The following is a 25,094-nucleotide window of genomic DNA, read 5'->3' as shown; positions in this document are numbered from 1 at the left end:
AAATATTTTAAGATATGTTTCGCAATAAAAACAATTATGTAAATGCACTAAGTATTGGTGCACTTGCAATAATGATAATTATGCAGGGGTGCAAAAAAAGCTTTTTAGATGTGCCGCCGCAAGGTAAGCAAGCCAGTGCCGAATTTTTTAAGACACAAGATGACGCTACCAAAGCCGTAAACTCCATATACGCTAATTTAAGAGAGTGGAAAGAAACAGCTTTTGCACCAATGGCCGTTGAAAGCTTAGGTTCTGATGAAACAGAAAAAGGCAGCACACCAAGTGATGCCAGTTTCATGAATACCTATGATAATTTTACGGTTACTGCTACCGATGGCCAGCTTCAGGATTTTTGGAACGGGCAATATCAAAGCATTAATCTTTGTAACCAGGTGCTTGATAACTTACCAAAAATCAGCATGGATGACAACCTGAAGACCCGCTACCTTGCCGAAGCTAAATTCGTACGTGCTTACAACTACTTTAGGTTGGTACGTGCATTTGGCGACGTGGTTTTAAGGCAGCACATTGCAAAGGATGCCAGCGAGTATAACCTGCCACGCACCGCGAAAGCTACTGTTTATGCCGCTATTGAACAAGATTTAACCGATGCTGCTGCTGTATTGCCACAATCTTACGGCTCTGCAGATATTGGCCGTGCAACCAAAGGCGCTGCATTAGCTTTACATGCTAAAGTTGCCATGTACCAAAAGAAATGGGCAGATGTTTTAAACTACACTAACCAGGTTATGGGCTTGGGCTATTCATTATTCCCCAACTTCGAAAAACTGTTTAGAATAGCTAATGAAAATTCTTCTGAATCGGTTTTCGAAATACAATGTCAAAGCTTACCAAGCATTTCCGGTGCATCAACCAGCCAATACTCTCAAATACAGGGTGTAGCAGGCGAACCAAATGGTGGATGGGGCTTTAACGTGCCAACACAAGCGTTGGTTGATGCCTTTGAACCAGGCGATCCACGTATGGATGCAACTATCATTTTCAGGGGAGAAACTACACCAGAAGGTGATGCAATTTCATTGACAGGAGCAAATCCACGTTATAATCAAAAATCATACGTACCATTCAATGTGCCATGGGTATCAAACCAGGGCGAGGATCAGAACGTCCGTGTAATCCGTTATGCCGATGTGTTGTTAATGAATGCCGAAGCAGCCAACGAAACCGGCGATGCCGCAAAAGCATTAACAGATTTGGAAATGGTACGTGCAAGGGCGAGGGCCGGCAACAATGCAATTTTACCAAAAGTGACCACAACAGACCAAGCCGCGCTGCGCAATGCTATATGGCATGAACGCCAGGTTGAACTGGCCATGGAATTTGATCGCTATTTCGATGTAATCCGCCAGGGCCGTGCCGCAACAGTTTTTGGTCCTAAGGGCTTTAAGGCAGGCATCAATGAGGTTTGGCCAATCCCACAAAATGAGATCGATCTAAGTGCAGGTGTATTAACACAAAACAAAGGGTATAATTAATTAAACAATGATTCTCATGAAAAGAAAATATATAAGTATGGTAATTGCCGCTATTGCGGGCTTAGGATTATCATCATGTCAAAAAAGTTATGATCCTGCCAGCTATGCCCCTAAACTGGATATTGGAGGCTTTACCAGCTCAAATGATGTAGCTAAAGGAAGCTTAGTAGGCTATTGGGGCTTTAACGGAAATTTAAAGGATAGTATCTCTAATTCTGTAGGCGTTGCAACGGGTACCAAGTTTGGTAAAGGGGTAAAAGGCCAGGCCCTACAGGGTGCCTTAAACAGCTACGTTTTGACAACTCCCGGTCCGGGCGTTACAGCTATCCAAAGCTTTACCATTACTGAGTGGATAAACACACCTCCACCATCAACAGGGATAGTAGGTGTTTTCACATTAGCAAAAACAGATGGCTTCTGGGGCAATCTGGAAATCTTTTTTGAAAATGGAAGTACTGCCGATAATGGCAAAGTGAGAGTCCATATTGCCCAGGGTAATAACGACAGAACATATTCTGTAGATGGGGTAGCCAATTTGTTTAATAACTGGACAAATTTGGGTGTATCATATGATGCAACAACAAATACCTGCAAGCTATATGTAAATGGTTCAAAAGTTAATAGCGGCACAGTATCCGGGCTAACCGGTCCTGCAAATTTTACAAATGCGGGCAAAATGGTATTTGGCTGTGTGCAGTTCCAGACTACGCCAAGCCAAACATCATCCACCAGCAAACAAGATTGGGCCAGCTATTTAATCGGCCAGCTTGATGAAGTAAGAATATACAATAAAGCGCTTACAGATGCTGAAGTGAATGCTATAGTAAAACTTGAAGGAAGAGGAAAATAAAGGTTGATTGATTTGGGTTGCCCTGCGCAAGCTGGGTAACCCTTTTTTATTTGCTGAACATCGTGACTAACTTTTGCATAGGACAATTGCGTTAAAAACATGAAGAATTTAAAGTTTTTTGTTGGAATGGGCATGTTTTTAATACTTTTTGCCTGTGGCAAAGGGTCAAAACCTACCCCAACTCCTGTTATCCCGCCGGTTACCTCGTTCAGCTTTAATGCTTTAAAAGTGAACGGAAAAAACAACGGGTTTAAATATGTAAATGTTAATGCCAAACCGGCAATTGCCATTACATTTTCAACCCCGCTTAACCAGTCATCAGTAGCAGGCAGCATTAGTATAACCAGTAAAGCCGGTGCAACTGTTACCTTTAGCACTACTTACCAAAACAGCGATAGTACGGTTGTGATAATTCCCACGGGCTTATCGCCTATTACACAGTATACCCTAAATGTTACTACAGCGCTAAAATCTGCAAAGAATGGCAACCTGCAATCAGCATTAGCTGTGCAGCTTACTACAGCTATCGATAGTACAAAAAAATTCAGCACCATAACTGATGATCAGCTTTTGGACCTGGTGGAGAAACAAACCCTAAAATACTTTTATGAATTTGGTCATCCTGCCAGCGGCCTGGCACGCGAACGCAATTCATCGGGCGATGTAGTAACTACCGGCGGCTCGGGTTTTGGCATCATGGCTATTGTTGCAGGTATTAACCGTGGCTTTATCTCGCATGCCGATGGGTTAACCAGGATGCAAAAGATAGTTGGTTTTTTAAATACCAAAGCTCAAAAATTCCATGGCGCGTTTCCGCATTGGATGAATGGTAATACGGGGGCTGTTGTGCCTTTCAGCGCACAGGATAATGGTGCCGACCTGGTAGAGACCGCCTACCTGATGCAAGGCCTGATAACCGCGCGCCAGTATTTTAATGGCGCCGGCACAGGTGAAGCACAACTGCGTACCGATATTAACACTTTATGGAACGGTGTAGAATGGGACTGGTTTCGCCAAAACAGCCAAAATGTTTTATACTGGCACTGGAGCCCGGATCAGGGCTGGGCCATCAATATGAAAATTACCGGCTGGAACGAGGCTTTAATCGTTTATGTTTTAGGGGCATCATCAACAACCCATACTATCCCCAAAACTGTGTATGATCAGGGATGGGCCAATAATGGGGGCATTAAAAATGGCAATAACTATTACGGTGTTACCTTGCCACTCGGTCCCGCACAGGGTGGCCCAATGTTTTTTGCGCATTACTCGTTCTTAGGCATCAACCCAAAAGGCTTAAACGACGCCTATGCCAATTATGAAACACAGAACAAGGCGCATGCCACCATCAATTATAATTACTGCGTTGCCAACCCACAAGGCAACAGCGGCTACAGTGCCAACTGCTGGGGGCTTACCGCAAGTGATATTGAAGGAGGCTACACTGCAAGCTCACCAACCAATGATGTTGGAGTAATTGCGCCAACTGCGGCCATAGCATCTTTGCCTTATACGCCAACACAATCTATGGCGGCCTTAAGGTTCTTTTACTATACACTTGGCGATAAACTGTGGGGACAGTACGGCTTTTATGATGCCTTTAATTTAACCAACCCCTGGTTTGCAGATTCATACCTGGCTATTGATCAGGGACCTATTATTGTGATGATAGAGAACTACCGCAGTGGCCTACTCTGGAACTTATTTATGAGTGCTCCTGAAGTAAAAACAGGCATGAAAAACTTAGGATTCAGTAGTCCTAATCTATAAAATCTTAATAACGATATTTTACATGAAAAAAATTATAATTACCCCTTTTTTGCTGATGCTTGCCCTATGTTGCTTTGCACAAAAGCAGTCAAAAACCACAACAGCGGATGGCATTAAACCCGTAGGCATTATAAAAAACCTTACTGATAGCGCTTTGCTTGATGTGGTACAACGCCAAACGTTCCGTTATTTTTGGGATTTTGGGCACCCTGTAAGCGGTCTTGCCCGCGAGCGCAGCAATAAGTCGTTTGATTATGGCGATGAGGTAGTAACCACCGGAGGATCTGGCTTTGGCATTATGGCGCTTATTGTGGCTGATAGCCGCAAATGGGTAAGCCATGAACAGGCTGTTGACAGGATGGTAAAAATGGTTAACTTTTTATTTAAAGCCAACTCCTTCCACGGCGCTTTCCCGCACTGGATGAATGGCGAAACAGGTAAGATAATCCCATTTGGCCGTAAGGATGATGGTGGTGATATTGTGGAATCGGCCTATTTATTCCAGGGGCTTTTATGCGCCAAACAATATTTTACAGCCAATAACCCTAAAGAACAACGCATCCGCGATGTAATCAGCTGGATGTGGGGCGAAATGGAGTGGAGCTGGTACACCCGCGATGGCAGGGATGCCCTTTACTGGCACTGGAGCCCCAATAACGGCTGGGCTATGAATTTCCCTATCCACGGCTTTAATGAGTGCCTTATAACGTATGTACTGGCTGCATCCGCAGATAGATACCCTGTAAGTGCCGATGTTTACCACAGAGGCTGGGCGCAAAGCGATTTCTTTAAAAATGGCAAAACCTTTTATGGTTATAAACTACCCTTAGGCTTTGATTTTGGCGGCCCACTCTTCTTTTCGCAATACTCGTTCATGGGTCTAAACCCTACAGGGTTAAAAGATCAGTATGCCGATTATTGGGAACAGAATAAAAACCATAGCCTCATTAACTATGCTTACTGTGTAGATAATCCTAAAAAATTTAAAGGTTACGGGGAAAACTGCTGGGGGCTTACTGCAAGTGATAACTTTGAGGGCTACAATGCGCACTCTCCCACTAATGATCTGGGGGTAATAACACCAACAGCCGCGTTATCAGCATTTCCATACACACCGGAGCAATCCATGAAAGCGCTACGTCATTTTTATTATGACCTGGGAGATAAAATCTGGGGCGAATATGGCTTTACCGATGCCTTCAGCGAATCGCATAACTGGTATGCAAAATCATACCTGGCCATTGATCAGGGTCCAATTGTAGTGATGATAGAAAATTACCGCACCGGCCTGCTCTGGAAACTTTTCATGAGCAGCCCCGAAGTGCAGCACGGCTTGACTAAGCTCGGCTTTGAAAGCCCGGCAATTGCAAAAAAATAAAATGAGTCATGCTATCGCCGAGTGATAAAATTTTTCAAAACGCTGACGGTGAAAAATGATATTTTAAAAGGTTTGTCATCCTGAGGAACGAAGGATCTATTTGCAAACCTTACAGGGTGAAGAAGCATGGTGGAGAGTAGCTCCTTCACTGCGTTTAGGATGACAAAGTTTTTTTTTGCAAATACTTCATTTACAATCCCGAAGTGTGCAATGGCATAGATTTATGTAATCAAAAAGGCCACGAAATCGTGGCCTTTTTGATTACATACTATTCCTGCTCCGGTTTTTTAGGCAGGGTTTTCATATTAAACTTTGGCTTGTAAGCGGGTTTGGCGGCCGGAGTTTCCTCGATAGGCTTTGTTTCAGCCCCATCAACCGACGGTGAAGCTGTTTCTTCTTTTTCCGCTGGCTTTTCCTCTGCCTCAACAGTTTTGGGCTTCATCATCGCGGCATTAAAGCGCGGTTTAAAAGCAGGCTTTGGGGCTGGGTTCTCTTCTGTTTTATCGGTTGCCGGCTCAGGAGTCGAGTCCTGTTTCTCTTCTACAGCTGCGGCTTCCTCAACAACTGGCTTTGGTTTCATCATAGCCGCGTTAAAGCGTGGTTTAAAGCCTGGCTTGGCAGTGGGTGTTTCTGCTTGCGGGGCAACCGGCTCTTCTTTTACTTCCGGCTTTTCCTCGGTGACCTCCGTGCTTTCTACAGGCTTAGATTTAACCATACCTGCATTAAAGCGCGGTTTAAAGCCAGGTTTGGCTGTGGGTGCTTCTGCCTGTGGAGCAGCCAGCTCTTCCTTTACTTCCGGCTTTTCCTCATTAATATCCGTGCTTTCTATAGGTTTAGGCTTCACCATCCCCGGGTTAAAACGGGGTTTGAAGGCAGGTTTTGCGGCGCCGCTTTCAGCTGGTGTTGTTTCCTCTGCAGGCTTAACTTCCTCCTGCTTTTCTTCCACAGGTTTAGGTGCAACAGCCGCCCTGAATTTTGGCGTAAAACCAACTTTAGGCGAAGGCGTTACGGGTTCTGTCAAACTTTCGGTAATAGTTTGCTCGGCAATAGGATTTGGTGTGCTAAACTTCTCCGTTTTTATTTCCTGCGGAGCAGGAAACCTGCGCCTGAGCTTATTGAACCAATATTTTTTGGTATGATCGAAACTCTTTTCGCCCATTTGTTCAAAGTGCTCTTTAAATTCAGAAAATAGCGATCCCTCCGCGGCTTGCAAAGCTGCCAGGTCAATCTTTTTCTTTTTAAAAAACTCTTCGAAAACCATTTGATTAATTTGAAGATTTGGTAATTTGAAGATTTGAAAATACCTTTTTAATTTTCAAATTGGCACATATTCAAATTTTCAAATCAATTGAAATTCACGTCCACATCCAACTGATTAAAATGGATGCCCTTATCGGTTTGTTTCCAGTCGTTCCGTTCCTCGTCGGTAGCGTTCATCAGCTTGGGAAACCACTCCAGCGGGAAAGCCTGCTGCTTGCCATCAGCTTTTTCGACAAAAAGCAAGCCGTTAGCAAAGGTTACCTTAACTTTCTTTTCTTCCTTACGTGAGCTGAATAGTGGCATAGTATATATCTATAAAACCGTCATTGCGAGGCACGAAGCAATCCCTAATATACAGAGCGAACTTGAACAGCTGACCTGCCGACCGGGGATTGCTTCGTTCCTCGCAATGACGAGTGGTGAAGAAATCCGAAATCCGTTTACTCTGCCATATTATGGTATACCGCCTGCACGTCGTCGTCCTCCTCTAAGCGGTCAATCAATTTCATAATATCGGTAACTTGTTCTTCGGTTACTTCATGGAATGATTGCGGAACACGCTCCAGCTTGGCCGATTTTACTTCAACACCTAACTCTTCAAGCGCTTTTTGCATTTTTCCAAAATCTTCAAAGGCTGTATGTATAACGCCAATATCGTTACCCTCTTCATCTGCTTCCACAAACAAATCTTCCAGTCCGGCATCAATCAGTTCAAATTCCAGTTCTTCCAGATCGCGGTCGCCGGGTTCAAAAGTAAAAACAGATTTACGGGTGAAAATAAAATCAAGCGACCCTGTTTTACCCAACGAGCCTCCATATTTTGTAAAGTAACTCCGCACATTTGCAACGGTACGGTTGGTATTATCTGTAGCGGTTTCTACCAAAACGGCTACACCGTAGGGCGCATATCCCTCATAAACCAGTTCTTCGTAATCCTTTTCATCGCGGCTGGTTGCCCTTTTTATAGCGGCTTCCACCCTATCTTTGGGCATGTTAACAGCCTTGGAGTTTTGAACAGCAGTTCTTAAACGCGAGTTGGTATTAATATCACCACCACCGGCTTTCACAGCCATTACAATTTCTTTACCTAAACGGGTAAACTGCACTGCCATTTTAGCCCAGCGCTTAAACTTTCTCTCTTTGCGGAATTCAAATGCTCTTCCCATAACTTTTTATTTATCCATCATCTATGTTCTACAGACCATAAACTCAGCGAATATAATTTGTTTTTATATAAATTTTGTAAAACAACAAAGGTAAAACCTTTATCCTTTCGCCTTTATACTTTTGCCTCTATATATAACTATATAACCTTTTTTAAATTCTCCAGCATATCAGCCGTCATTTTTCCCAAATCGTATTCCAGTTTCCAGCCCCAGTCCTGCTCCGCGCTACTATCATCAATTGATTTTGGCCAGCTATCGGCAATGGCCTGGCGTGGATCACTTTCTACATAACCCATCTCAAAGGCCGGGATATGTTTTTTGATCTCTTCGGCCAGTTGCGCCGGGGTAAAGCTTATACCGGCCAGGTTGTATGATGACCTTATCTTAACGTCTTCTGCCGGTGCATCCATCAAACTGATGGTTGCCCGTATGGCATCTTCCATATACATCATTGGCAGTGCGGTATCTGAAGAAAGAAAACTTTCATACTTGCCTTTTTTTAATGCCTCATGAAATATATGTACGGCGTAATCGGTAGTACCACCACCTGGTGATGCTTTCCAGCCAATTAAGCCCGGGTAACGGATGCTACGCACGTCAACGCCATATTTGGTATAATAATATTCGCACCAGCGTTCGCCGGCCAGTTTGCTAAAACCATAAACGGTATTGGGGTCCATTACACAATACTGCGGCGTATTAAACTGCGGCGAATGCGGACCAAAAACAGCTATAGAACTTGGCCAGAAAACCTTGCCTGTTTTAAACTCAACAGCAAAATCAAGTACATGAAGCAGACCGGTCATATTCAGATCCCAGGCCATTTTAGGTTTCTGCTCGCCTACGGCAGATAGTATGGCTGCCAGCAGATAAACTTGGGTTGGCCGATGTTTATCAAAAATATGGTGCAGGTTATCTTTGTCCAGCACGTTTACAATTTCATAGGGTCCGCTGTTGCGTATAGCGTAGGTTGGATCATTAATATCAGATGCTATTACGTTTTCTGCTCCGTGAATACCTCGCAAAGCCATTACCAGTTCGGTTCCTATCTGGCCATTGGCCCCGATCACTAAAATCTTTTCGCTCATTCAGTTTTTGAGTTTAGGCAAAGGTAGGAATTTGGGTGAATTGTTGACGGTCTGGGAAACCCCATATTGTCAATCAAGTGTGCATATTATAACCAACCCGATCCAATATAAACCACTAACTATTCACTAATTAACTACCAACTAAGTAGATTATCCAAAAAATTATGCATCTTTGAAGTTTAATGTTTTATTATATAACAAATTAACAATCAATGAACCCCAGGAGGGAGCTTCATTACATTTAAAAACAAATTAACACAATGAAAGTCGCAGTAGTAGGTGCTACAGGATTAGTAGGCACCAAAATGTTGCAGGTTCTTGCAGAACGCAACTTCCCCGTTACAGAATTAATTCCCGTAGCTTCAGAGAAAAGTATTGGTAAAGAAATTACTTTTAAGGGTAAGCAGTTTAAGGTGGTTTCTGTTGAGGATGCGATTAAGATGAAGCCGGATGTAGCCATTTTCAGCGCCGGCGGAAGCACTTCATTACAGCAGGCCCCGTTATTTGCGGCGGCTGGTACAACCGTTATTGATAACTCATCGGCCTGGCGTATGGACCCAACCAAAAAACTGGTTGTGCCCGAAGTTAATGCTGATGTATTGACCGCTGACGATAAGATCATCGCCAACCCAAATTGCTCAACCATACAAATGGTAGTGACCTTAAAGCCACTGCACGATAAATATAAAATAAAAAGGGTTGTTGTTTCAACCTACCAATCGGTAACCGGTACCGGCGTAAAAGCTGTTGATCAGCTATTTAACGAACGTAATGGTGTTGATGGACCGAAGGTATATCCTTACACTATCGATCTGAACGTTATTCCGCAGATTGATGTTTTCACCGAAAATGGTTACACCAAAGAGGAAATGAAAATGATCCTGGAAACCAAAAAGATTATGGGCGATGACAGCATTAAAGTAACTGCTACTACCGTTCGTATCCCGGTTATGGGTGGCCACTCAGAGTCGGTGAATATCGAATTTGAAAATGATTTCGATTTGGGTGAAGTACGGGAATTACTGGCTAATTCGCCGGGCATCATCGTAGTTGATGACCCTGCAAACCTCAAATACCCAATGCCGCTTGACGCGCATGATAAAGATGAGGTTTTTGTCGGCCGTTTGCGTCGTGATGAAAGCCAGGACAATACTTTAAACTGCTGGATAGTATCTGATAACCTGCGTAAAGGCGCGGCTACCAATGCTGTACAAATTGCAGAATATTTGGCCGCCAAACATTTGATCGGCCAGCCGGTTGAAGCTTAAGCTATTTTCGTGAATGGTTGATTAGATTAACAGCTGTTAACTTAATCAACCTAAAGACAGAATAGGGATGATCAAACGATTATCCCTATTTTTATGCACAAATATTTACCATGAAAGCCTGCTGGCTCCTTTCCTTTTATTGCTGTTTTATTTCATTCCACTTATTAGCGCAATAAAAAAGCAAGTAATAGTTATTAATTATAACTATTGCTTATCAATATCGCCATTTTTTGCTAACTTGTTTCCCAATGAAAGCCTTTAAGCTATTTGTTGTTTTCTGTTGCTGCACCATCTCTGCAAATTCTTTTGCGCAAACAGGCAGTAACCCGCAGGATATTGAGAACGACCTGCTGCGCATTTTTCAAAGGATAAATTATTACGGGGCGCACAAAAAAGAGTGGAAAGCTATTGATTCGCTCAAAAAAATGAATAGTATTTTTGCATATAAACTTAAGTACTATACCTCCAAATATCCATTTACTATCGACTTTAAATTTACCTCGCTGGTAAAGGAACGCCTGGTTATCGCAACTTCTGCAGATGGCATGTTCCGCGCATATTCCTGGGATACCAAATTGGGCACTGTAGGATACGATTTTAACAATATACTGCAATACAGGGTTGACGGGCAAACGCTATCATTATTGAAAATGGACCAGCCCGGAAAAGAGGCCTATTGGTTCCCGAAGATTTACACCTTTGTGGCCAACAACAAAACGATTTATTTAGCAGTGTACAATTCAGTAATGTCGGCCAATAAAGCAGGGCAGGGCATCAGGGCCTATGCTATTGAAAAAGGCGTATTAAATGGCCGTGTGCCCATGGTGAAAACTCCCACCGCTGTGTTAAGCAGGCTATATTATGAATACAACCTGCTTTCGGTGGCCGACTGGAAAGCCTTCCCAAGTATCTATTTTGATAATGGCACCAAAACTATTCATACCCCATTAGTTGATTATAGTGGAAAAATGACCCATAAACTGATTACCTATAAATTTACGGGTAGGTTTTTTGAGAAAGTAAAAAGTTAACTTCGCCCATGATCTCTTTCGCTCACCGGGTTTTTATGGAAGTTGCCGCCAATTTGAGTTTCTCAAAAGCAGCACAAGTACTGTTTGTGACCCAGCCAGCCATCAGCAAGCACATTAAAGCGCTGGAAGATCAATATAAAGTACCCCTTTTCGAGCGCAAGGGCAATAGCATCCTGCTTACCGAAGCCGGTAACAAACTCAACGAATACCTGCAGCAAGCTACCGAGATTGAGCGTAAAATAGAATATGACCTATCTGTGTTGAGCAACCTGTCGCAAGCGGCCGGGCATTTGCGTTTAGGGGCCAGTACTACTATCGCGCTTTATATATTGCCATCGATATTATCCGGCTTTCAGCGGGAGTACGCCAATGTGGATGTGCAGCTGGTAAACCGAAACTCCGAATATATCCTGAATGCCCTGCTTAATCACGAGGTGGATATTGGCATCATCGAAGTTGACAATAAACTCACTACGGTATCCTACAAACCATTCATGAGTGATGAGGTGATCCCGGTATGTTCGGCTAAAAGTCCGCTGGCGGGTAAATCATTAACCTTAAAGCAGTTTGTGAAAACGCCGTTGGCCGTACGGGAACGCGGCTCGGGCACATTGAACGCAGTGTTAAAGTCGCTATCAGCATTACATATAAAACCGGCCGATCTATCGGTAAAGATCCGCCTTGGCGGCACCGAAGCACTGAAAAATTTCCTGCTGGCCGATCAGTGCCTGGGCTTTATGCCTCGCCCTTCTATTATACGCCAGCTTGCCGAAGGCGACCTGGTGGAAGTGCCCGTAGAGGGCCTCAAGATCACCCGCGATTTCTTCTTCATCCGCCGTAAGGGTACAGAAGATTATGGGTTAACAAGCAATTTTATCAATTTTGCATTGCAGCATATTAAGGGGAAGTGATCGATATAAAAAACGTAATTGTGCCTAATAAACTTTCGCCAATACTAAGGGGGAAAAACGATTTAAAAAATTTGTCATCCTGAACGCAGTGAAGGATCTATTATCCGCCATGCTTCTTCGCCCTGTAAAGTCTGCGAATAGATCCTTCACTGCGTTCAGGATGACAAAAAAGTTTTTTTTCAAAAAACATCATAGAGAGTAACCCTCCCCCTATTTAAATTTATTCTTCAAAGCGGCCAATTTTATGGCAATATCCGTTTCTGGTGCAGGCTCGGGTCTTTTATTAAATTGTGGTTTATTCCCTGCAGGTCTCCTATCTTCATTTCTTCTTTCGGATCGATTACTTTTATCGTTCTCTTTCATGGATAGCGCGATCCGCTTACGGTTTACGTCAACCTCGGTAACGGTCACCTCTACCTTTTGATGAACTTTAAGCACCTCGTTAGGATCTTTGATAAAACGGTTGGTGATCTGGCTTAAATGTACCAGCCCATCCTGGTGAACACCAATATCAACAAAAGCGCCAAAATTGGTGATGTTGGTTACTATGCCCGGCAGCTTCATGCCTACCTTTAGGTCGCCAATGGCATTTACGCCATCAGTAAAGCTGAAAGCCTCGAACTGCTCACGAGGGTCGCGGCCTGGTTTGGCGAGCTCGGCCATGATATCGTTCAGCGTAGGTAAACCCACCGTTTCGGAGGTGTATTTTTGCAAGGGAATACTTCTGCGTAAGGTTGCATCACCCATCAGGTCTTTCACCGTGCATTTCATGTCTTTCGCTATCTGCTCCAACAAACTATACCGCTCAGGGTGTACCGCACTGGAGTCAAGCGGATTTTCTGCATGATGAATACGCAGGAAACCTGCTGCCTGCTCAAAAGCTTTTTCGCCAAGGCGGGGAACTTTTTTAAGCTGAGATCTTTGTTTAAATGCCCCGTTCTGATCGCGGTACTCCACAATATTTTGTGCCAGTTGCGGACCAAGGCCAGATACATAGGCCAGGATTTGCTTAGATGCCGTATTCAGCTCAACACCAACAGCATTTACGCAGCTCATTACAGTATCATCCAGCGAAGTTTGCAATTTATTTTGATCCACATCGTGCTGGTACTGGCCCACGCCGATAGATTTTGGGTCGATCTTCACCAGTTCGGCCAATGGGTCCATCAGCCTTCTGCCAATAGAAACCGCGCCTCTCACCGTAATATCCTTGTCCGGAAACTCCTCCCTTGCCACATCAGATGCAGAATAGATAGATGCCCCGCTTTCGTTCACCATTACAATAGCTACACCCGGCAGGTTAAGGTTGCGCACAAACAATTCTGTTTCGCGACCGGCAGTACCATTACCTATAGCAATAGCTTCGATGTTATATTTTTCAAAAAGATGTTGTACTGTTTTTTCGGCTTCCCTTGCCTGTCCTGCGCCGGTATGCGGATAGATGGCCGTATTCTCCAACAACTTACCCTGTTCATCCAAACAAACCAGCTTACAGCCGGTACGGAAGCCGGGGTCAATAGCCATTACCCGTTTTTGACCAAGCGGCGCACCCAACAAAAGCTGGCGGGCGTTTTCGGCAAACACACGGATGGCTTCTTCATCTGCTTTCTTTTTGGTAAGCAGGCGCACCTCTGTCTCCATAGATGGCTTCAACAGGCGTTTATAACCATCGGCAATGGCCTGTTTTACCTGGTCGGCCGATGGATTGGTAGCTTTAACAAAGCTGTCCTCCAATGCTGCAATGGCCTCTTCTTCGGCAGGTTTTATATCCAGCCAAAGAATTTCCTCCTTTTCACCGCGGCGCATAGCCAGGATGCGGTGCGATGGGGCCGATTTTACAGGCTCGGTCCAATCAAAATAGTCTTTATATTTAATGCCCTCCTGCTCCTTACCGTCAATAACTTTTGACTGAAAAGTTCCCTTCTCAACAAACAGTTCACGGATGCGGGTACGCACTTCGGCATTTTCACTTACGGTTTCGGCAATAATATCCCTTGCCCCTGCCAATGCTTCTTCAATACTATTAACCCCTTTTTCGGCATCAATAAAAGTTGCGGCTTCGGTTTGCAGGTCGGCTTTCCGTTGCTCCAGCAGCAGGTCGGCCAGTGGTTGCAGGCCTTTCTCGCGGGCGGCAGTAGCACGGGTTTTTCGCTTAGGCCGATAAGGCAGGTAAATATCCTCCAGCGTAACCATAGTTTCGGCTTCGTTGATCTGTTTTTCCAGCTCGGGCGTTAGTTTGCCCATATCGGTAAGCGATTTCAGGATGGCCTCGCGGCGTTTATCCAGATCGCGCAGTTGCTGTGCACGATCGCGGATCTCCGCAACCTGTACTTCATCAAGCGTACCGGTAACCTCTTTACGGTACCGGGAAATAAACGGAACGGTTGCGCCTTCATCAAGCAATGCTAATGTTGCGCTTACTTGTTTTTCTGAAATAGAAAGCTCTGCAGCTATTTTTTTAGAATGAGATATCATACATCAAATTTCGGACTGCGAAGTTGAGAAGAATACCTTTACAATTCAAAAAAAGATTGTTAACAATTGAGGAAGGGGGATAGGAGGTGAAAGGATAAAGGCGAAAGGTAGAGACGCGATCAGCTTAGGCAGATTGGTAGCCCATAATAACATAAATCGCGTTGGATAGTGTGACAGCAGGGGTATGTTCTTCGCTATCACAACCTCCATCCGTTCTATATATTTAGGCTAAAGCCATCCTTGTATATACTTTCATTGCCGTCCCATTTATGGGACGGATAAACAAAGAACCAAAGGGCTTTAGCCAAATCAAAGTCATGCTAACCAACTTGCGGACATACAGAATCGCAATTCTATCACCTTTTTAACCCTACTACCACTTCATGCCCATATTCCAAAACATAAAGGCCCATTTATCAACCTGGCCGCTTATTACCTGCGCAGTTGACTGGCCTGCACCGTGCCCGGCATTTGTTTCAATACGGATTAATACCGGCTCTGTACCTTTTTGATATTCCTGCAGGCGTGAGCCAAATTTAAAGGAATGTGCAGGTACCACACGGTCGTCATGATCGGCAGTGGTAACCATTGTTGCAGGATATTCCAGTGGTTTTAGTGCATGGTATGGCGAATATTTATAGAGGTATTCAAACATTTCTTTTGAATCCTCGGCTGTGCCATAATCATAGCTCCATCCTGCACCCGCGGTAAACTTGTTATAGCGCAGCATATCCATAACACCTACTGCCGGGAAGGCTACCTTAAAAAGATCGGGCCGCTGGGTAAGCATAGCGCCAATCAATAAGCCACCGTTTGATCCTCCCGAAACTGCCAGGTGCTCTTTTGAGGTGTATTTGTTTTTGATAAGATATTCGGCAGCGGCAATAAAATCATCAAACACGTTTTGTTTCTTCATTTTAATACCCTTGCGGTGCCAGGTTTCGCCATACTCGCCACCGCCGCGTAAGTTGGGCACGGCATAAATACCGCCATGCTCCAGCAGGATAATGTTTGATGTGCTGAATGCCGGGGTTAAACTAACCCCAAAGCCACCATAAGCATAAAGCATCAATGGATTTTCGCCGTTAAGTACAGTGCCCTTTTTATAGGTGATGATCATCGGGATCTTTGTTTTATCCTTCGATGTATAAAACACCTGTTTGGATTCATACAGTTCGGGATCAAACTTAACCCCCGATTTTTTATATACCGTTGATTGTCCGCTCGCAATATCCAGCTTAAAAATAGTTGATGGGTACACGTAGCTTGTAAAAGTATAATAGGTTTCCTTCTCTTCTTTTTTAGCGCCAAAACCGGTGGCAGTACCTACCGATGGCAATGTTATGGTACGCTCCAGCTTTCCGCTCATATCATATTGCTGTACAAACGAAGTGGCATCTTTTAAGTATTCTGCAAAAATTTTCCCGCCGGCTGTGCTGGCGCTCAGTACATTTTTAGTCTCGGGGATCAGGTTTTTCCAATGGGTAATGCTTGGGTTTTCAGCATCAACCGTTACAATTTTAAAGTTTGGCGAATATATATTGGTGATAATGTAAAGCTTGCTGCCCACATTATCCAATACAGAATGCTGGTTATCAAAATTATCAACCACATTCACAATCTGGCTGCCGGGTTTACTTAAATCCTGGATATAGAGTTCGTTCCCCGTGGTTGATGTGGCCGCGGTGATCACCAAGAAGCGTTCATCCTCGGTAAGGTAAGCTCCTATATAACGTCGCGGGGTTTTATCGCCACCAAAAATGAGTTTATCGGTACTTTGCGGGGTGCCCAGTTTATGGTAAAATAGTTTATGATACTGCGTTAATCCCGAAAGCTGGCTGCCAGCCTTTGGCTTATCATAACTGCTGTAGTAAAATCCGTAGGTACCCTTCCAGGCCAGTCCGCTAAATTTTACATCAATAAGCGTATCGCCTACAACACTTTTATCACTTGTTTTTATGACGATCACCTTGCGCCAATCTGATCCACCCTCCGAGATCTGGTATGCCGCCAGATCTCCATTTTTTGTAAAATCAATTCCCTGTAGTGAAGTAGTACCCTCGGCAGAGAAGTGGTTAGGATCCAAAAACATTTCGGGTGTTCCATTATCACCTACCTGCCGGTACAATACCGCCTGGCTTTGCAAACCATCGTTTTTATAAAAATAGGTATATTTGCCCTCTTTAAACGGGGCGCTGTACTTTTCATAATTCCATAAAAGTTCCAACCGCTTGCGCATCTCTTCACGATAAGGGATCTGTTTCAAGTAGCTTTGGGTTACTTTGTTTTCTTCCTTAACCCATGCCTTGGTATCAGTGGCCTGGTCGTTCTCCAGCCAGCGGTAAGGATCGGGCACCTGGGTGCCAAAATAAGTATCAATGGTATCAACCTTTTTTGTTTGGGGGTATTGGAGTGCTTTATTATTCATTTTTTGCGCGTAGGTATAGCTGCAAAATAAAACAGCTAATGCAAATAAACAGGTTGTTTTTTTCATCTCAAATTAAATTACAGGGAACTAAAGATAGGGATTTGAGCCAGATGCCCGCAAATGAGTGGGCTAATAAAGGTTAAAAGTTGTTAATTTTGGCCTTTGCTGCCATTTAATTGAGCAGGGGAAGCTATATTAGCAGCCGTAATTAAAATGAGGCATCTGCTGATGCTTTTGCCGTTTGGGCATACATTATTATTTACCGGCAACTGATTTTTTGATGATCAGTATGGTTAATGATAATAATGCATTTTTTTACACGTTTGCTAAACCAAATAAGAATGGTAAAAGCAAGCCTTATTTATTATTAGGACTATTACAACATGAAACAAACTTTTACACTTTTTGCTGCAGCTTTTTGTATGCTGATTGCGCTTAACTCAAAAGCTCAGGATGTTAAAGAGGATGATGACGCGGCCCCCGAAAAATCAAAAAGCTACATAAGTTTAGGTGCAGGTATATCAAAACCATTTGGCGCATTTAAAGTAGCTGATTACAGCAACCCTAAAGCTGGTTTTGCAAAAAAGGGCATCGTTTATTCTATTGATGGTGCACATTATTTTTTCAAACGTGCCGCTTTAGGTTACACCGTAAGCTACCAGGATCAAGGTAACTTAACCTATGATGATGACCTGAAACTTTCACAGGGTTATACTGATGACTACAAAGCCGATGGATCAGTAGTTACAGCCAACAAACGCTACAAAAGCCTTAACATTTTATTAGGGCCACAGTACACTTTGGTATGGCATTCATTCGCTTTTGATTTCAGGGCATCAGCCGGAGCGATAAAAAGCTTTGCAACACCACAGGTTGCCGTGCAGATACAAGGCGTAGATGCGCAAACAGGGGAGTTTATTCAGCAAAGCTCCAATAAATTTGCCTTTGCGTATGGCGGCAGCGCTGCTATCCGTTTAAATACAGGTGCAGGTTGGGGTTTATTTCTTAAAGGCAATTATGTTAACTCAACAGGGCCAAAAATTACTTATACCGCTCGTACGCTTGTGGTTGGGCGTACTGTTGCTAACCAGGCAATTACAGAAGGTCAATTATTATTTGGCTTGTACAAAGAATTTTAATCTACCTATATAAACATGGAAAAGGCAACCTGCTAACGGGTTGCCTTTTTTTGTTTTAATGCATTTCAAATTGATTTGGCCGACTGACCACTACCTCGGGTTGATCTTTAAAAAGCTCAAAAACGCCGGTAACGCACATGGCTTTACCTTTAATATTTGCCAAATCGAGCGTTACTTTATTGCCTTTTACTGCAACAGTATATTTTTGCCGGGGATAAGCGGCACCCATATTAAGCAGGGTAAGTGTATCGCTTACTATTTTTAAGGAGTAAACAGTATCGCACAAGGTACCGGTTTTACCCAGGTTGGCTTTAAAATCAGCCGCGTTAAACTTATTTTGAGCACGGGCCGTGCCTGCAACAGCAACTACCAAAAAAGAAAGCAGTATGAGTTTTTTCATAAGGAGTATTAATTACACGAAAACTGCGAATAACACTAATTTTTAATGGACAAGTTTAATTTATCCATTAAAAATTAGTGTTACTAAATTCAATTGCGGCAAACCCGCAAATATTCATGTTTACTTTTTTTTCTCGTTTTTATCGTCCTGAACCGGGGGGATGTCATCATCGAGGTTTAATGTAAAGGCAGCCTCCGAGGCGCGGGTAGCGGCTTCAATGCCGGCAGTATCGGCTACATCATTATCCAGGCGTTGGTTACCGGTGTCCTGGCCTTCATTCTGTTCATAATCATTACCGGTATCTTTTTCATCCTGGTTATCGTCAAGATTTGGATTTTCTGGAAGTGGCATAATTTCTATTGTTTTAATATATCTTTTATAACCCTAAAGATAACCTGTTGTTTGCATATATACATCTATATTCTTCACAAAAGCAGCGCGTTTCCAGGGGAAATACTCATTTTTTCCTTTCAGCCTTTAAATGTATTTTTGCCAGGTATGCCAACCCGTAACAAACTTTATTTTGCTTCTGATTTTCATTTAGGCACCGGTGGATACGCTGCCAGCCGCGAACGCGAAGACAGGATAGTACGCTGGCTTGACAGCATAAAAGCCGATGCCGCCGAACTTTTTTTGATGGGCGATGTTTTTGATTTCTGGTATGAATACAAAGCGGTAGTACCCAAAGGATACATTCGCTTTTTGGGCAAGCTGGCCGAGCTTACCGATGCCGGTGTAAAGCTTTATTTATTTAAGGGCAACCACGATATGTGGATGTTTGATTATTTTAAAAATGAACTTGGCGCAACTATCATTAGCGATGAATTAACGATTGAGCGGCATGGAAAAAAACTTTTCCTTCATCATGGCGATGGCCTTGGACCGGGCGACAATTTTTATAAACTATTAAAAAACTTTTTCCGAAGCGGGTTTTGCCAATGGCTATTTGCCAGGGTGCACCCTAATTTAGGCGTGGGCATTGCCAATTACTGGTCAACCAATAGCCGCTTAAGTAATCAGAAAAAAGAAATACCCAAACCTGGTGAACAGGAATGGCTGGTTAGCTTTTGCCGGGAAGAACTAAAAACCAACTATTACGATTTTCTCATTTTCGGTCACCGCCATTTACCCCTGGATATACCGCTTAACGCCGATAGCCGCTACATTAACCTGGGCGAATGGGTAAATTACTACACCTATGCCGTATTTGACGGGCATGAGTTAAAGCTGGAATATTTTGAAAAACCTGTGTCTGAGGGCCAAAATCAATAGTTTTTTGGAACAATTGACCATATACAAAAGGTCATTTGCTAAGGACCTACTATTTCGGCAGAACTTACAATCGCCTGAAAAAATATATGCACTAAAATGCGTATTTTTGTGCGTTTTTTGAAGCAAGCCTGTAAACCGACCGAAACGTAACGCATTTCTTAGCCGGACCATCATCCATATAGCTGCTTCAATTAGCTATTGAAAACAGATTATGTTAGAGAAATTAGAACTGATATATCAACGCTGGAAAAACGTTGAAGGCGAATTGAGCAATCCTGAAGTAATGCAGGACATGAAACGCTATGCCCAGCTGAATAAAGAATATAAAGACCTGGCCAAGATTGTTGACGAGTATAATATTTACCGCAACATCATGAGCAATATTGACAGCAATAAGGAAATTCTGGCTACTGAAAAGGACGAAGAGTTTCGCGATATGGCCAAATCCGAATTGGACGAGCTGTTAACTCAACAGGAAGAAAAAGAAGAGCAAATCCGTTTGATGCTGATCCCTAAAGATCCCGAGGATTCTAAAAATGCGCTTGTGGAGATCCGTGGCGGAACTGGTGGCGACGAAGCTGCTTTGTTTGCCGGCGATCTTTACCGCATGTATATGCGCTATTGCGAGAAACGCGGCTGGAAAACAGAATTGGTTGATTATACCGAAGGTACCAGTGGTGGCTACAAAGAAATTGTATTCAACGTTAATGCCGAGGATGCTTACGGTACATTAAAATATGAATCGGGCGTGCACCGCGTGCAACGGGTACCGGATACTGAAACACAGGGCCGCGTGCATACATCGGCTGCATCGGTTGTGGTATTGCCAGAGGTTGATGAATTTGATATTGATTTGCAGGTGAGCGATATCCGTAAGGACCTTTTCTGCGCATCGGGCCCGGGCGGCCAGTCGGTGAATACCACTTATTCGGCCGTAAGGTTAACCCACATCCCCACGGGTATTGTGGCACAATGCCAGGATCAAAAATCGCAGTTGAAAAATTACGATAAAGCATTACAGGTACTTCGCTCAAGGGTTTATGAAATGGAGCTTCAAAAGCACCTGGAAATAACCTCTAAAAAGCGTAAAACCATGGTTTCAACAGGTGACAGATCGGCCAAGGTGCGTACCTATAACTACCCACAAGGCCGCTTAACAGAGCACCGTATTGGCCTTACCATATACAACCTGCCCGGTGTACTAAACGGCGACTTACAGGAGATAATGGAAGCCTTACAGTTTGCAGAAAATGCCGAAAAACTTAAAGAAGGAACTGTAGCTTAAGAGAGCAAAAAGCTTAAAGCTAAAGACCGAAAGCTTTTCATTGAAAATTTATATTAAAGGCTTTTAGCATAATGCTCGAAGCCTTTTCCTTTTCCAAAAAAAGCTTTCGGCCTTCCGCTTTGTGCTTTAAGCTTTTTCGTAACTTTAATATTATGGAAGAGCCAGAAAAACTGAATCGTATTATTGAGGCCCGTATGAAGTTGAAGGCCCGGTTTGAGGAAAAGATGAAGCTTACGCCTTCTGTTGCGGATGATGCGCCACGCGGATCGGGCGGGATAAACCGGCATGGTATGCCGGCTGTACCAATAGGGCAAACTATAACTGTAAAATGGCCGGTGCTTGATCTCGGTTATCAGCCCAATATACCTATTGATCGCTGGCGACTAACTATTGATGGCGCTGTTGAAAACCCGGTAAAACTCTCCTGGAAACAGTTTATGGATCTGCCACAAACAAAAGACACCTCCGATTTTCATTGTGTTACCACATGGTCAAAACTAAATATGCCATGGAAAGGTGTAAGCCTCCTCGATCTTGCCGCCCTGGTACATCCTCATGAAAATGCTACCCACGTGATGTGTTATGGATATGATACTTACACCACCAATATATCGCTGGAAGAAGCTTTAAAGCCTGACGTATTATTGGTACATACTTTTGAAGGGCAACCGCTACCAATAGAGCACGGCGGCCCGGTACGCATGATCACCCCACAGCTTTATGCCTGGAAAGGCTCCAAATGGATAAAGCGTATTGAGTTTTTAACGGAAAATAAATTAGGCTTTTGGGAAGATCGCGGCTATTCAAACACCGCCTACCCCTGGCGTAATGACCGTTACAGCGACTAAGCTGAAAGCTTAAGGCAGAAAGCCTTGGGATTTTTTTTTTACATCTAATGAAATACGTATCCGCGTCGTCATTGCGAGGCACGAAGCAATCTCTATGCAGTACAGAGGAGACTATGCTAGTTCGATCTGCCTATGTAGAGATTGCTTCGTACCTCGCAATGACGACCTGTTTTTGTTTAGACAGCATCTGATATAAAAACTTTCTGCTTTAAGCCTTTAGCTCCTTTACGGTTTTGCTGATATTTTAGCAGATTGCTCCAGTTCACTGCTAACCGAATCGTCAAAATAAAGGCGGTAAATAACCCATTCGTTTTTAGGTTTATAAAACATAAAAGTAAACCTCAGCGGTTGTGTTTGGTGCTTTACAAGGTAGCTGTAAAGTATTAAGCTATTGGATGCCTTACGCTGCACAATTAAATCCTTACCCATATATGGGCCTATTATACTGCGGGTGGTGTCTATTTTAGTAATTAGCCGTACCAGGCTGTTTGTATCAATAAGCGGATTGGTTTTAAAAATATCAATCATCGCTTTTGTGGTACTCTCTTTATCGTAACTTTTAAAAAACTTTTCAATCAGGATAGTTGGGGTAATTAACCCCGCGGGAGCTTTAGCTACAGTTTCGGTTTTTACCGCAGGTGTAGTTTGGGCTGATGCAGTGCCGCAAATGGCCGATACTAACAAGATCAAAGAAAAGGACTTTATGCCTTTTGAAAAGAGATTTCGCATGCTCATGGTGTTTGTGTGCCTAAAATAGGCAATTTATGCATAAAGGTGCTAAAGAGTAGGTTTCAATCGCATATTTTGTGAATAATAAATCACGAGATGTTTTTTGGTCAAAATAAGATGGGTTATATTACCTTTGCCCAAACGAACCCCTTATCAAAATATGAAACGCTGTACAATCTGCCTTTTTACAATATTCTATTTTTTATTTCTGACATTTATAGGCTGTAAAAAGGATAAACCGGAGGTAATACAACCAGTAAACGGGCCTGCAATTGAAGCTAAATCTACAACTACCTATCCGGATGGAGGCGTAACTATCCGGGGCGAAATACATCAATTGCCATCCGATGTAAAAGAGGTTGGTTTTGTAATTTCAACTGACAGTACTTTAGCTACTTACAGGCAAATGTACAAGCAAACATCGCCTATCGCTATTGGCTCTTTTAAAGTTGATATCAATACAGGGTTAGAGAAGGGAAAAACTTATTTTTATGCCCCCTACAGCTTAACAAACACCAATCTGTATACTGTTTATAACCATAAGTCTTTTATTTCGGTGGGTGGAAAGCACGTAAAAATCGGTTCCATTTCTCCGCTAAATGCCGATATTGGCGATACCATCACTGTTAAAGGTAAGTACCTTAATCAAAGCCTGCTTTTAGTTAGGTTCGGGATTCAATACGCCAGTGTTTATTTACATAATGACAGCACTTTAAAATTTACCATACCTTCAAGTATTGATCAGATTACTCCGCTAATCACGTTTAATTACAGCAGTATAATAGATACGGTAACAAATAAATTTGTTTTAAATAAGCCTGTTATAACCGGTTTTACACCCGTTGCCACTTTCAGGGACACCGTTATTATCAATGGCGATCATTTTAACCGGATACCTGAGCTAAATGAAGTGCATATTGGGAATATCAAAATACCGGTAGTAAAGGCCAATAGCAAACAATTAAAAATAGTTGTTCCTGATGATATGGAAACTGTTGTTAATTCGCTAACAGTTAAGGCACAGCTTCAAACGATTATTGCAAACAATAAATTTAGCGTAAAGACTCCTGAAATTACATCCATAACCCCATCCGGTTATGCTAATGCAGTTAATGGCAACGGGGTATTGCGGGATATCATTACTATTAAAGGAAAATACTTTAATCCACTTGCTTATAAAAACCGCGTTTTTTTTGAAGGCAATGAAAACCAAATACTTAGCGGTTCAACCACAGAACTCACCACAAATTTACCCCAGGGCCCTTACCCCCGCAAAAAGGCGACCGTGAAAGTTAAATTTCTTGATCAGGAAGTTACTTATCAATATGATGTAACCCTTAAGGATACATGGGTGATGGTTGCCGGTGCGTTCCCTTTTGCAATATCCTCCACAGCCGGGGCTTTTACAATAAACAACAACTCATACGTGTTGGCCCCGCCAACAGAATCTGACTACCTGCATAAATCATTGTGGAAATTTAATGCTGCAACTTATACATGGCAGGAAATTAAAATACCATTTACTATTGATCACTGCGAAATAACCTCAACAGCCAATAAAGCCTATTTATATACATCTGACAAAACCAATAATTTTTGGGAATATGACCCCGCCTTGAATAAATGGACGCACAAAGCTGATTACCCGGACAAGGTGCGTTATTCGTCAACAATGTTTTCTATAGGCAGCAATGTGTTTATTGGATTAGGTAACTATGCCGGGAATATGTACGATAATAATCTTATCGCAAACAACACATTTTATAATTACGACACTATTACGGATACCTGGAAACAGGTAGCTGACTATCCGGGCAACGATCCGGGTGCACGAGTACGCTCAACTTCCCTGGTTTTAAATGGTTTGGCTTTTGTTGGTGGAGGGGCAATATACACACCCGATTACAAATTGTACAGCTACAACCCTGTTAACAATACCTGGAAAAAGGCTAATGATTTCAATATGCCAAAATTTGGCTGCTTCGCCTTTACTTATAAAAATACAGGCTATGTTTCCAGCGATCTTTCAGGCAATTTTCCTAATTCAACCTATCGTAGCATATACAAATACAATACAACAGGCGATAGCTGGACAATGCTTTCCGAAACCATTGGAGCTGCCTTTTTAGGTCCATCCGGATTTGACAACGGCTTTGCAATAGTGAATAACGGCTATGTATTTATAGCAGGGTCATCAGGCTCGTTAAATCCTCAGTTATTTATCGCCAAGGCAAGCGATCTTTAGTAAAGAGCCCCCAAATGTAGGTTATATCACTTTGTTACCCGTGCTGTTGGGGAGC

The 25,094-nt window shown here is 43.0% G+C and carries 21 protein-coding genes; 12 read left to right on the top strand and 9 right to left on the bottom strand.

Translation table 11 applies throughout. From position 1 onward, the window contains the following. The first annotated feature begins 14 nt into the window (after positions 1-14). The 4 genes from AC1D0K_RS25895 (at position 15) to AC1D0K_RS25880 (ending at position 5,494) form a co-directional block, all read left to right on the top strand. Positions 15-1,496 carry a RagB/SusD family nutrient uptake outer membrane protein gene (locus AC1D0K_RS25895; RefSeq protein ID WP_477393574.1) on the top strand — a complete coding sequence of 494 codons (1,482 nt, stop codon included), beginning with the start codon at positions 15-17 and terminating at the stop codon, positions 1,494-1,496. Between the two features lie 16 nt (positions 1,497-1,512). Further along, complete coding sequence (locus AC1D0K_RS25890) at positions 1,513-2,346, top strand: LamG domain-containing protein (RefSeq protein ID WP_477393572.1); 834 nt, start codon at positions 1,513-1,515, stop codon at positions 2,344-2,346. A gap of 99 nt (positions 2,347-2,445) precedes the next feature. After that, a complete protein-coding gene (locus AC1D0K_RS25885; RefSeq protein ID WP_477393570.1) occupies positions 2,446-4,116 on the top strand; it encodes a glucoamylase family protein in 1,671 nt (556 codons plus the stop codon). A gap of 22 nt (positions 4,117-4,138) precedes the next feature. Continuing rightward, positions 4,139-5,494, top strand: a complete 1,356-nt coding sequence (locus AC1D0K_RS25880; RefSeq protein WP_477393568.1) for a glucoamylase family protein — start codon at positions 4,139-4,141, stop codon at positions 5,492-5,494. 268 nt (positions 5,495-5,762) lie between these two features. Here the strand turns inward: AC1D0K_RS25880 and AC1D0K_RS25875 are convergent, their stop codons facing one another. The 4 genes from AC1D0K_RS25875 to AC1D0K_RS25860 form a co-directional block, all read right to left on the bottom strand. Further along, complete coding sequence (locus AC1D0K_RS25875; RefSeq protein ID WP_477393566.1) at positions 5,763-6,755, bottom strand: hypothetical protein; 993 nt, start codon at positions 6,753-6,755, stop codon at positions 5,763-5,765. Positions 6,756-6,838: 83 nt separating this feature from the next. Then, positions 6,839-7,057 (bottom strand): DUF2442 domain-containing protein, encoded by a 219-nt coding sequence (locus AC1D0K_RS25870; RefSeq protein WP_295718217.1) that lies wholly within the window; start codon positions 7,055-7,057, stop codon positions 6,839-6,841. A 137-nt stretch (positions 7,058-7,194) separates the two neighbouring features. Beyond that, positions 7,195-7,920, bottom strand: a complete 726-nt coding sequence (locus tag AC1D0K_RS25865) for a YebC/PmpR family DNA-binding transcriptional regulator (protein WP_295718220.1) — start codon at positions 7,918-7,920, stop codon at positions 7,195-7,197. Between the two features lie 137 nt (positions 7,921-8,057). After that, positions 8,058-9,008 (bottom strand): NAD-dependent epimerase/dehydratase family protein, encoded by a 951-nt coding sequence (locus tag AC1D0K_RS25860; protein ID WP_477393563.1) that lies wholly within the window; start codon positions 9,006-9,008, stop codon positions 8,058-8,060. Between the two features lie 260 nt (positions 9,009-9,268). On the opposite strand from AC1D0K_RS25860, the gene AC1D0K_RS25855 reads away from it, so the two are divergent. The 3 genes from AC1D0K_RS25855 to AC1D0K_RS25845 all read left to right on the top strand — a co-directional run bounded on the left by AC1D0K_RS25855 (position 9,269) and on the right by AC1D0K_RS25845 (position 12,218). Next, positions 9,269-10,276 carry an aspartate-semialdehyde dehydrogenase gene (locus AC1D0K_RS25855; RefSeq protein ID WP_295718225.1) on the top strand — a complete coding sequence of 336 codons (1,008 nt, stop codon included), beginning with the start codon at positions 9,269-9,271 and terminating at the stop codon, positions 10,274-10,276. Positions 10,277-10,524: 248 nt separating this feature from the next. Then, a complete protein-coding gene (locus AC1D0K_RS25850) occupies positions 10,525-11,307 on the top strand; it encodes a hypothetical protein (RefSeq protein WP_477393560.1) in 783 nt (260 codons plus the stop codon). A gap of 8 nt (positions 11,308-11,315) precedes the next feature. Beyond that, complete coding sequence (locus AC1D0K_RS25845; protein ID WP_477393558.1) at positions 11,316-12,218, top strand: LysR substrate-binding domain-containing protein; 903 nt, start codon at positions 11,316-11,318, stop codon at positions 12,216-12,218. A gap of 210 nt (positions 12,219-12,428) precedes the next feature. On the opposite strand, the gene AC1D0K_RS25840 is transcribed toward AC1D0K_RS25845, so the two are convergent. After that, positions 12,429-14,693 (bottom strand): Tex family protein, encoded by a 2,265-nt coding sequence (locus AC1D0K_RS25840; protein ID WP_477393556.1) that lies wholly within the window; start codon positions 14,691-14,693, stop codon positions 12,429-12,431. Between the two features lie 373 nt (positions 14,694-15,066). Next, the gene (locus AC1D0K_RS25835) at positions 15,067-17,187 is read right to left on the bottom strand and encodes a prolyl oligopeptidase family serine peptidase (protein WP_477393554.1); all 2,121 of its coding nucleotides are present in this window, start codon (positions 17,185-17,187) and stop codon (positions 15,067-15,069) included. A 317-nt stretch (positions 17,188-17,504) separates the two neighbouring features. Here AC1D0K_RS25835 and AC1D0K_RS25830 point away from each other — a divergent pair, with 317 nt between their 5' ends. After that, the gene (locus AC1D0K_RS25830) at positions 17,505-18,260 is read left to right on the top strand and encodes a hypothetical protein (RefSeq protein ID WP_295718236.1); all 756 of its coding nucleotides are present in this window, start codon (positions 17,505-17,507) and stop codon (positions 18,258-18,260) included. A 55-nt stretch (positions 18,261-18,315) separates the two neighbouring features. On the opposite strand, the gene AC1D0K_RS25825 is transcribed toward AC1D0K_RS25830, so the two are convergent. Both AC1D0K_RS25825 and AC1D0K_RS25820 read right to left on the bottom strand, forming a co-directional pair. After that, positions 18,316-18,660 carry a hypothetical protein gene (locus AC1D0K_RS25825; RefSeq protein WP_477393551.1) on the bottom strand — a complete coding sequence of 115 codons (345 nt, stop codon included), beginning with the start codon at positions 18,658-18,660 and terminating at the stop codon, positions 18,316-18,318. A gap of 120 nt (positions 18,661-18,780) precedes the next feature. Beyond that, entirely contained in the window at positions 18,781-19,011 is a 231-nt protein-coding gene (locus AC1D0K_RS25820; RefSeq protein WP_295718241.1) for a hypothetical protein, read from the bottom strand. 147 nt (positions 19,012-19,158) lie between these two features. Between AC1D0K_RS25820 and AC1D0K_RS25815 the strand changes: the two genes are divergently transcribed. The 3 genes from AC1D0K_RS25815 (at position 19,159) to AC1D0K_RS25805 (ending at position 22,065) form a co-directional block, all read left to right on the top strand. Then, positions 19,159-19,932, top strand: a complete 774-nt coding sequence (locus AC1D0K_RS25815) for a UDP-2,3-diacylglucosamine diphosphatase (protein ID WP_477393549.1) — start codon at positions 19,159-19,161, stop codon at positions 19,930-19,932. 211 nt (positions 19,933-20,143) lie between these two features. Then, positions 20,144-21,217: a peptide chain release factor 1 gene (gene prfA, locus AC1D0K_RS25810; protein ID WP_295718247.1), complete on the top strand. Its 1,074-nt coding sequence runs from the start codon at positions 20,144-20,146 to the stop codon at positions 21,215-21,217. A gap of 152 nt (positions 21,218-21,369) precedes the next feature. After that, the gene (locus AC1D0K_RS25805; protein ID WP_477393546.1) at positions 21,370-22,065 is read left to right on the top strand and encodes a molybdopterin-dependent oxidoreductase; all 696 of its coding nucleotides are present in this window, start codon (positions 21,370-21,372) and stop codon (positions 22,063-22,065) included. Positions 22,066-22,290: 225 nt separating this feature from the next. On the opposite strand, the gene AC1D0K_RS25800 is transcribed toward AC1D0K_RS25805, so the two are convergent. Then, the gene (locus AC1D0K_RS25800) at positions 22,291-22,794 is read right to left on the bottom strand and encodes a hypothetical protein (RefSeq protein ID WP_477393544.1); all 504 of its coding nucleotides are present in this window, start codon (positions 22,792-22,794) and stop codon (positions 22,291-22,293) included. A 160-nt stretch (positions 22,795-22,954) separates the two neighbouring features. Between AC1D0K_RS25800 and AC1D0K_RS25795 the strand changes: the two genes are divergently transcribed. Further along, positions 22,955-25,039: an IPT/TIG domain-containing protein gene (locus AC1D0K_RS25795; protein WP_477393542.1), complete on the top strand. Its 2,085-nt coding sequence runs from the start codon at positions 22,955-22,957 to the stop codon at positions 25,037-25,039. Positions 25,040-25,094: the final 55 nt, after the last annotated feature.

Source organism: Mucilaginibacter sp. P1_A3, assembly GCF_056406855.1.
The sequence above is the reverse complement of the archived record's forward strand: the minus strand, read 5'-3'. Positions and strand labels throughout refer to the sequence as shown.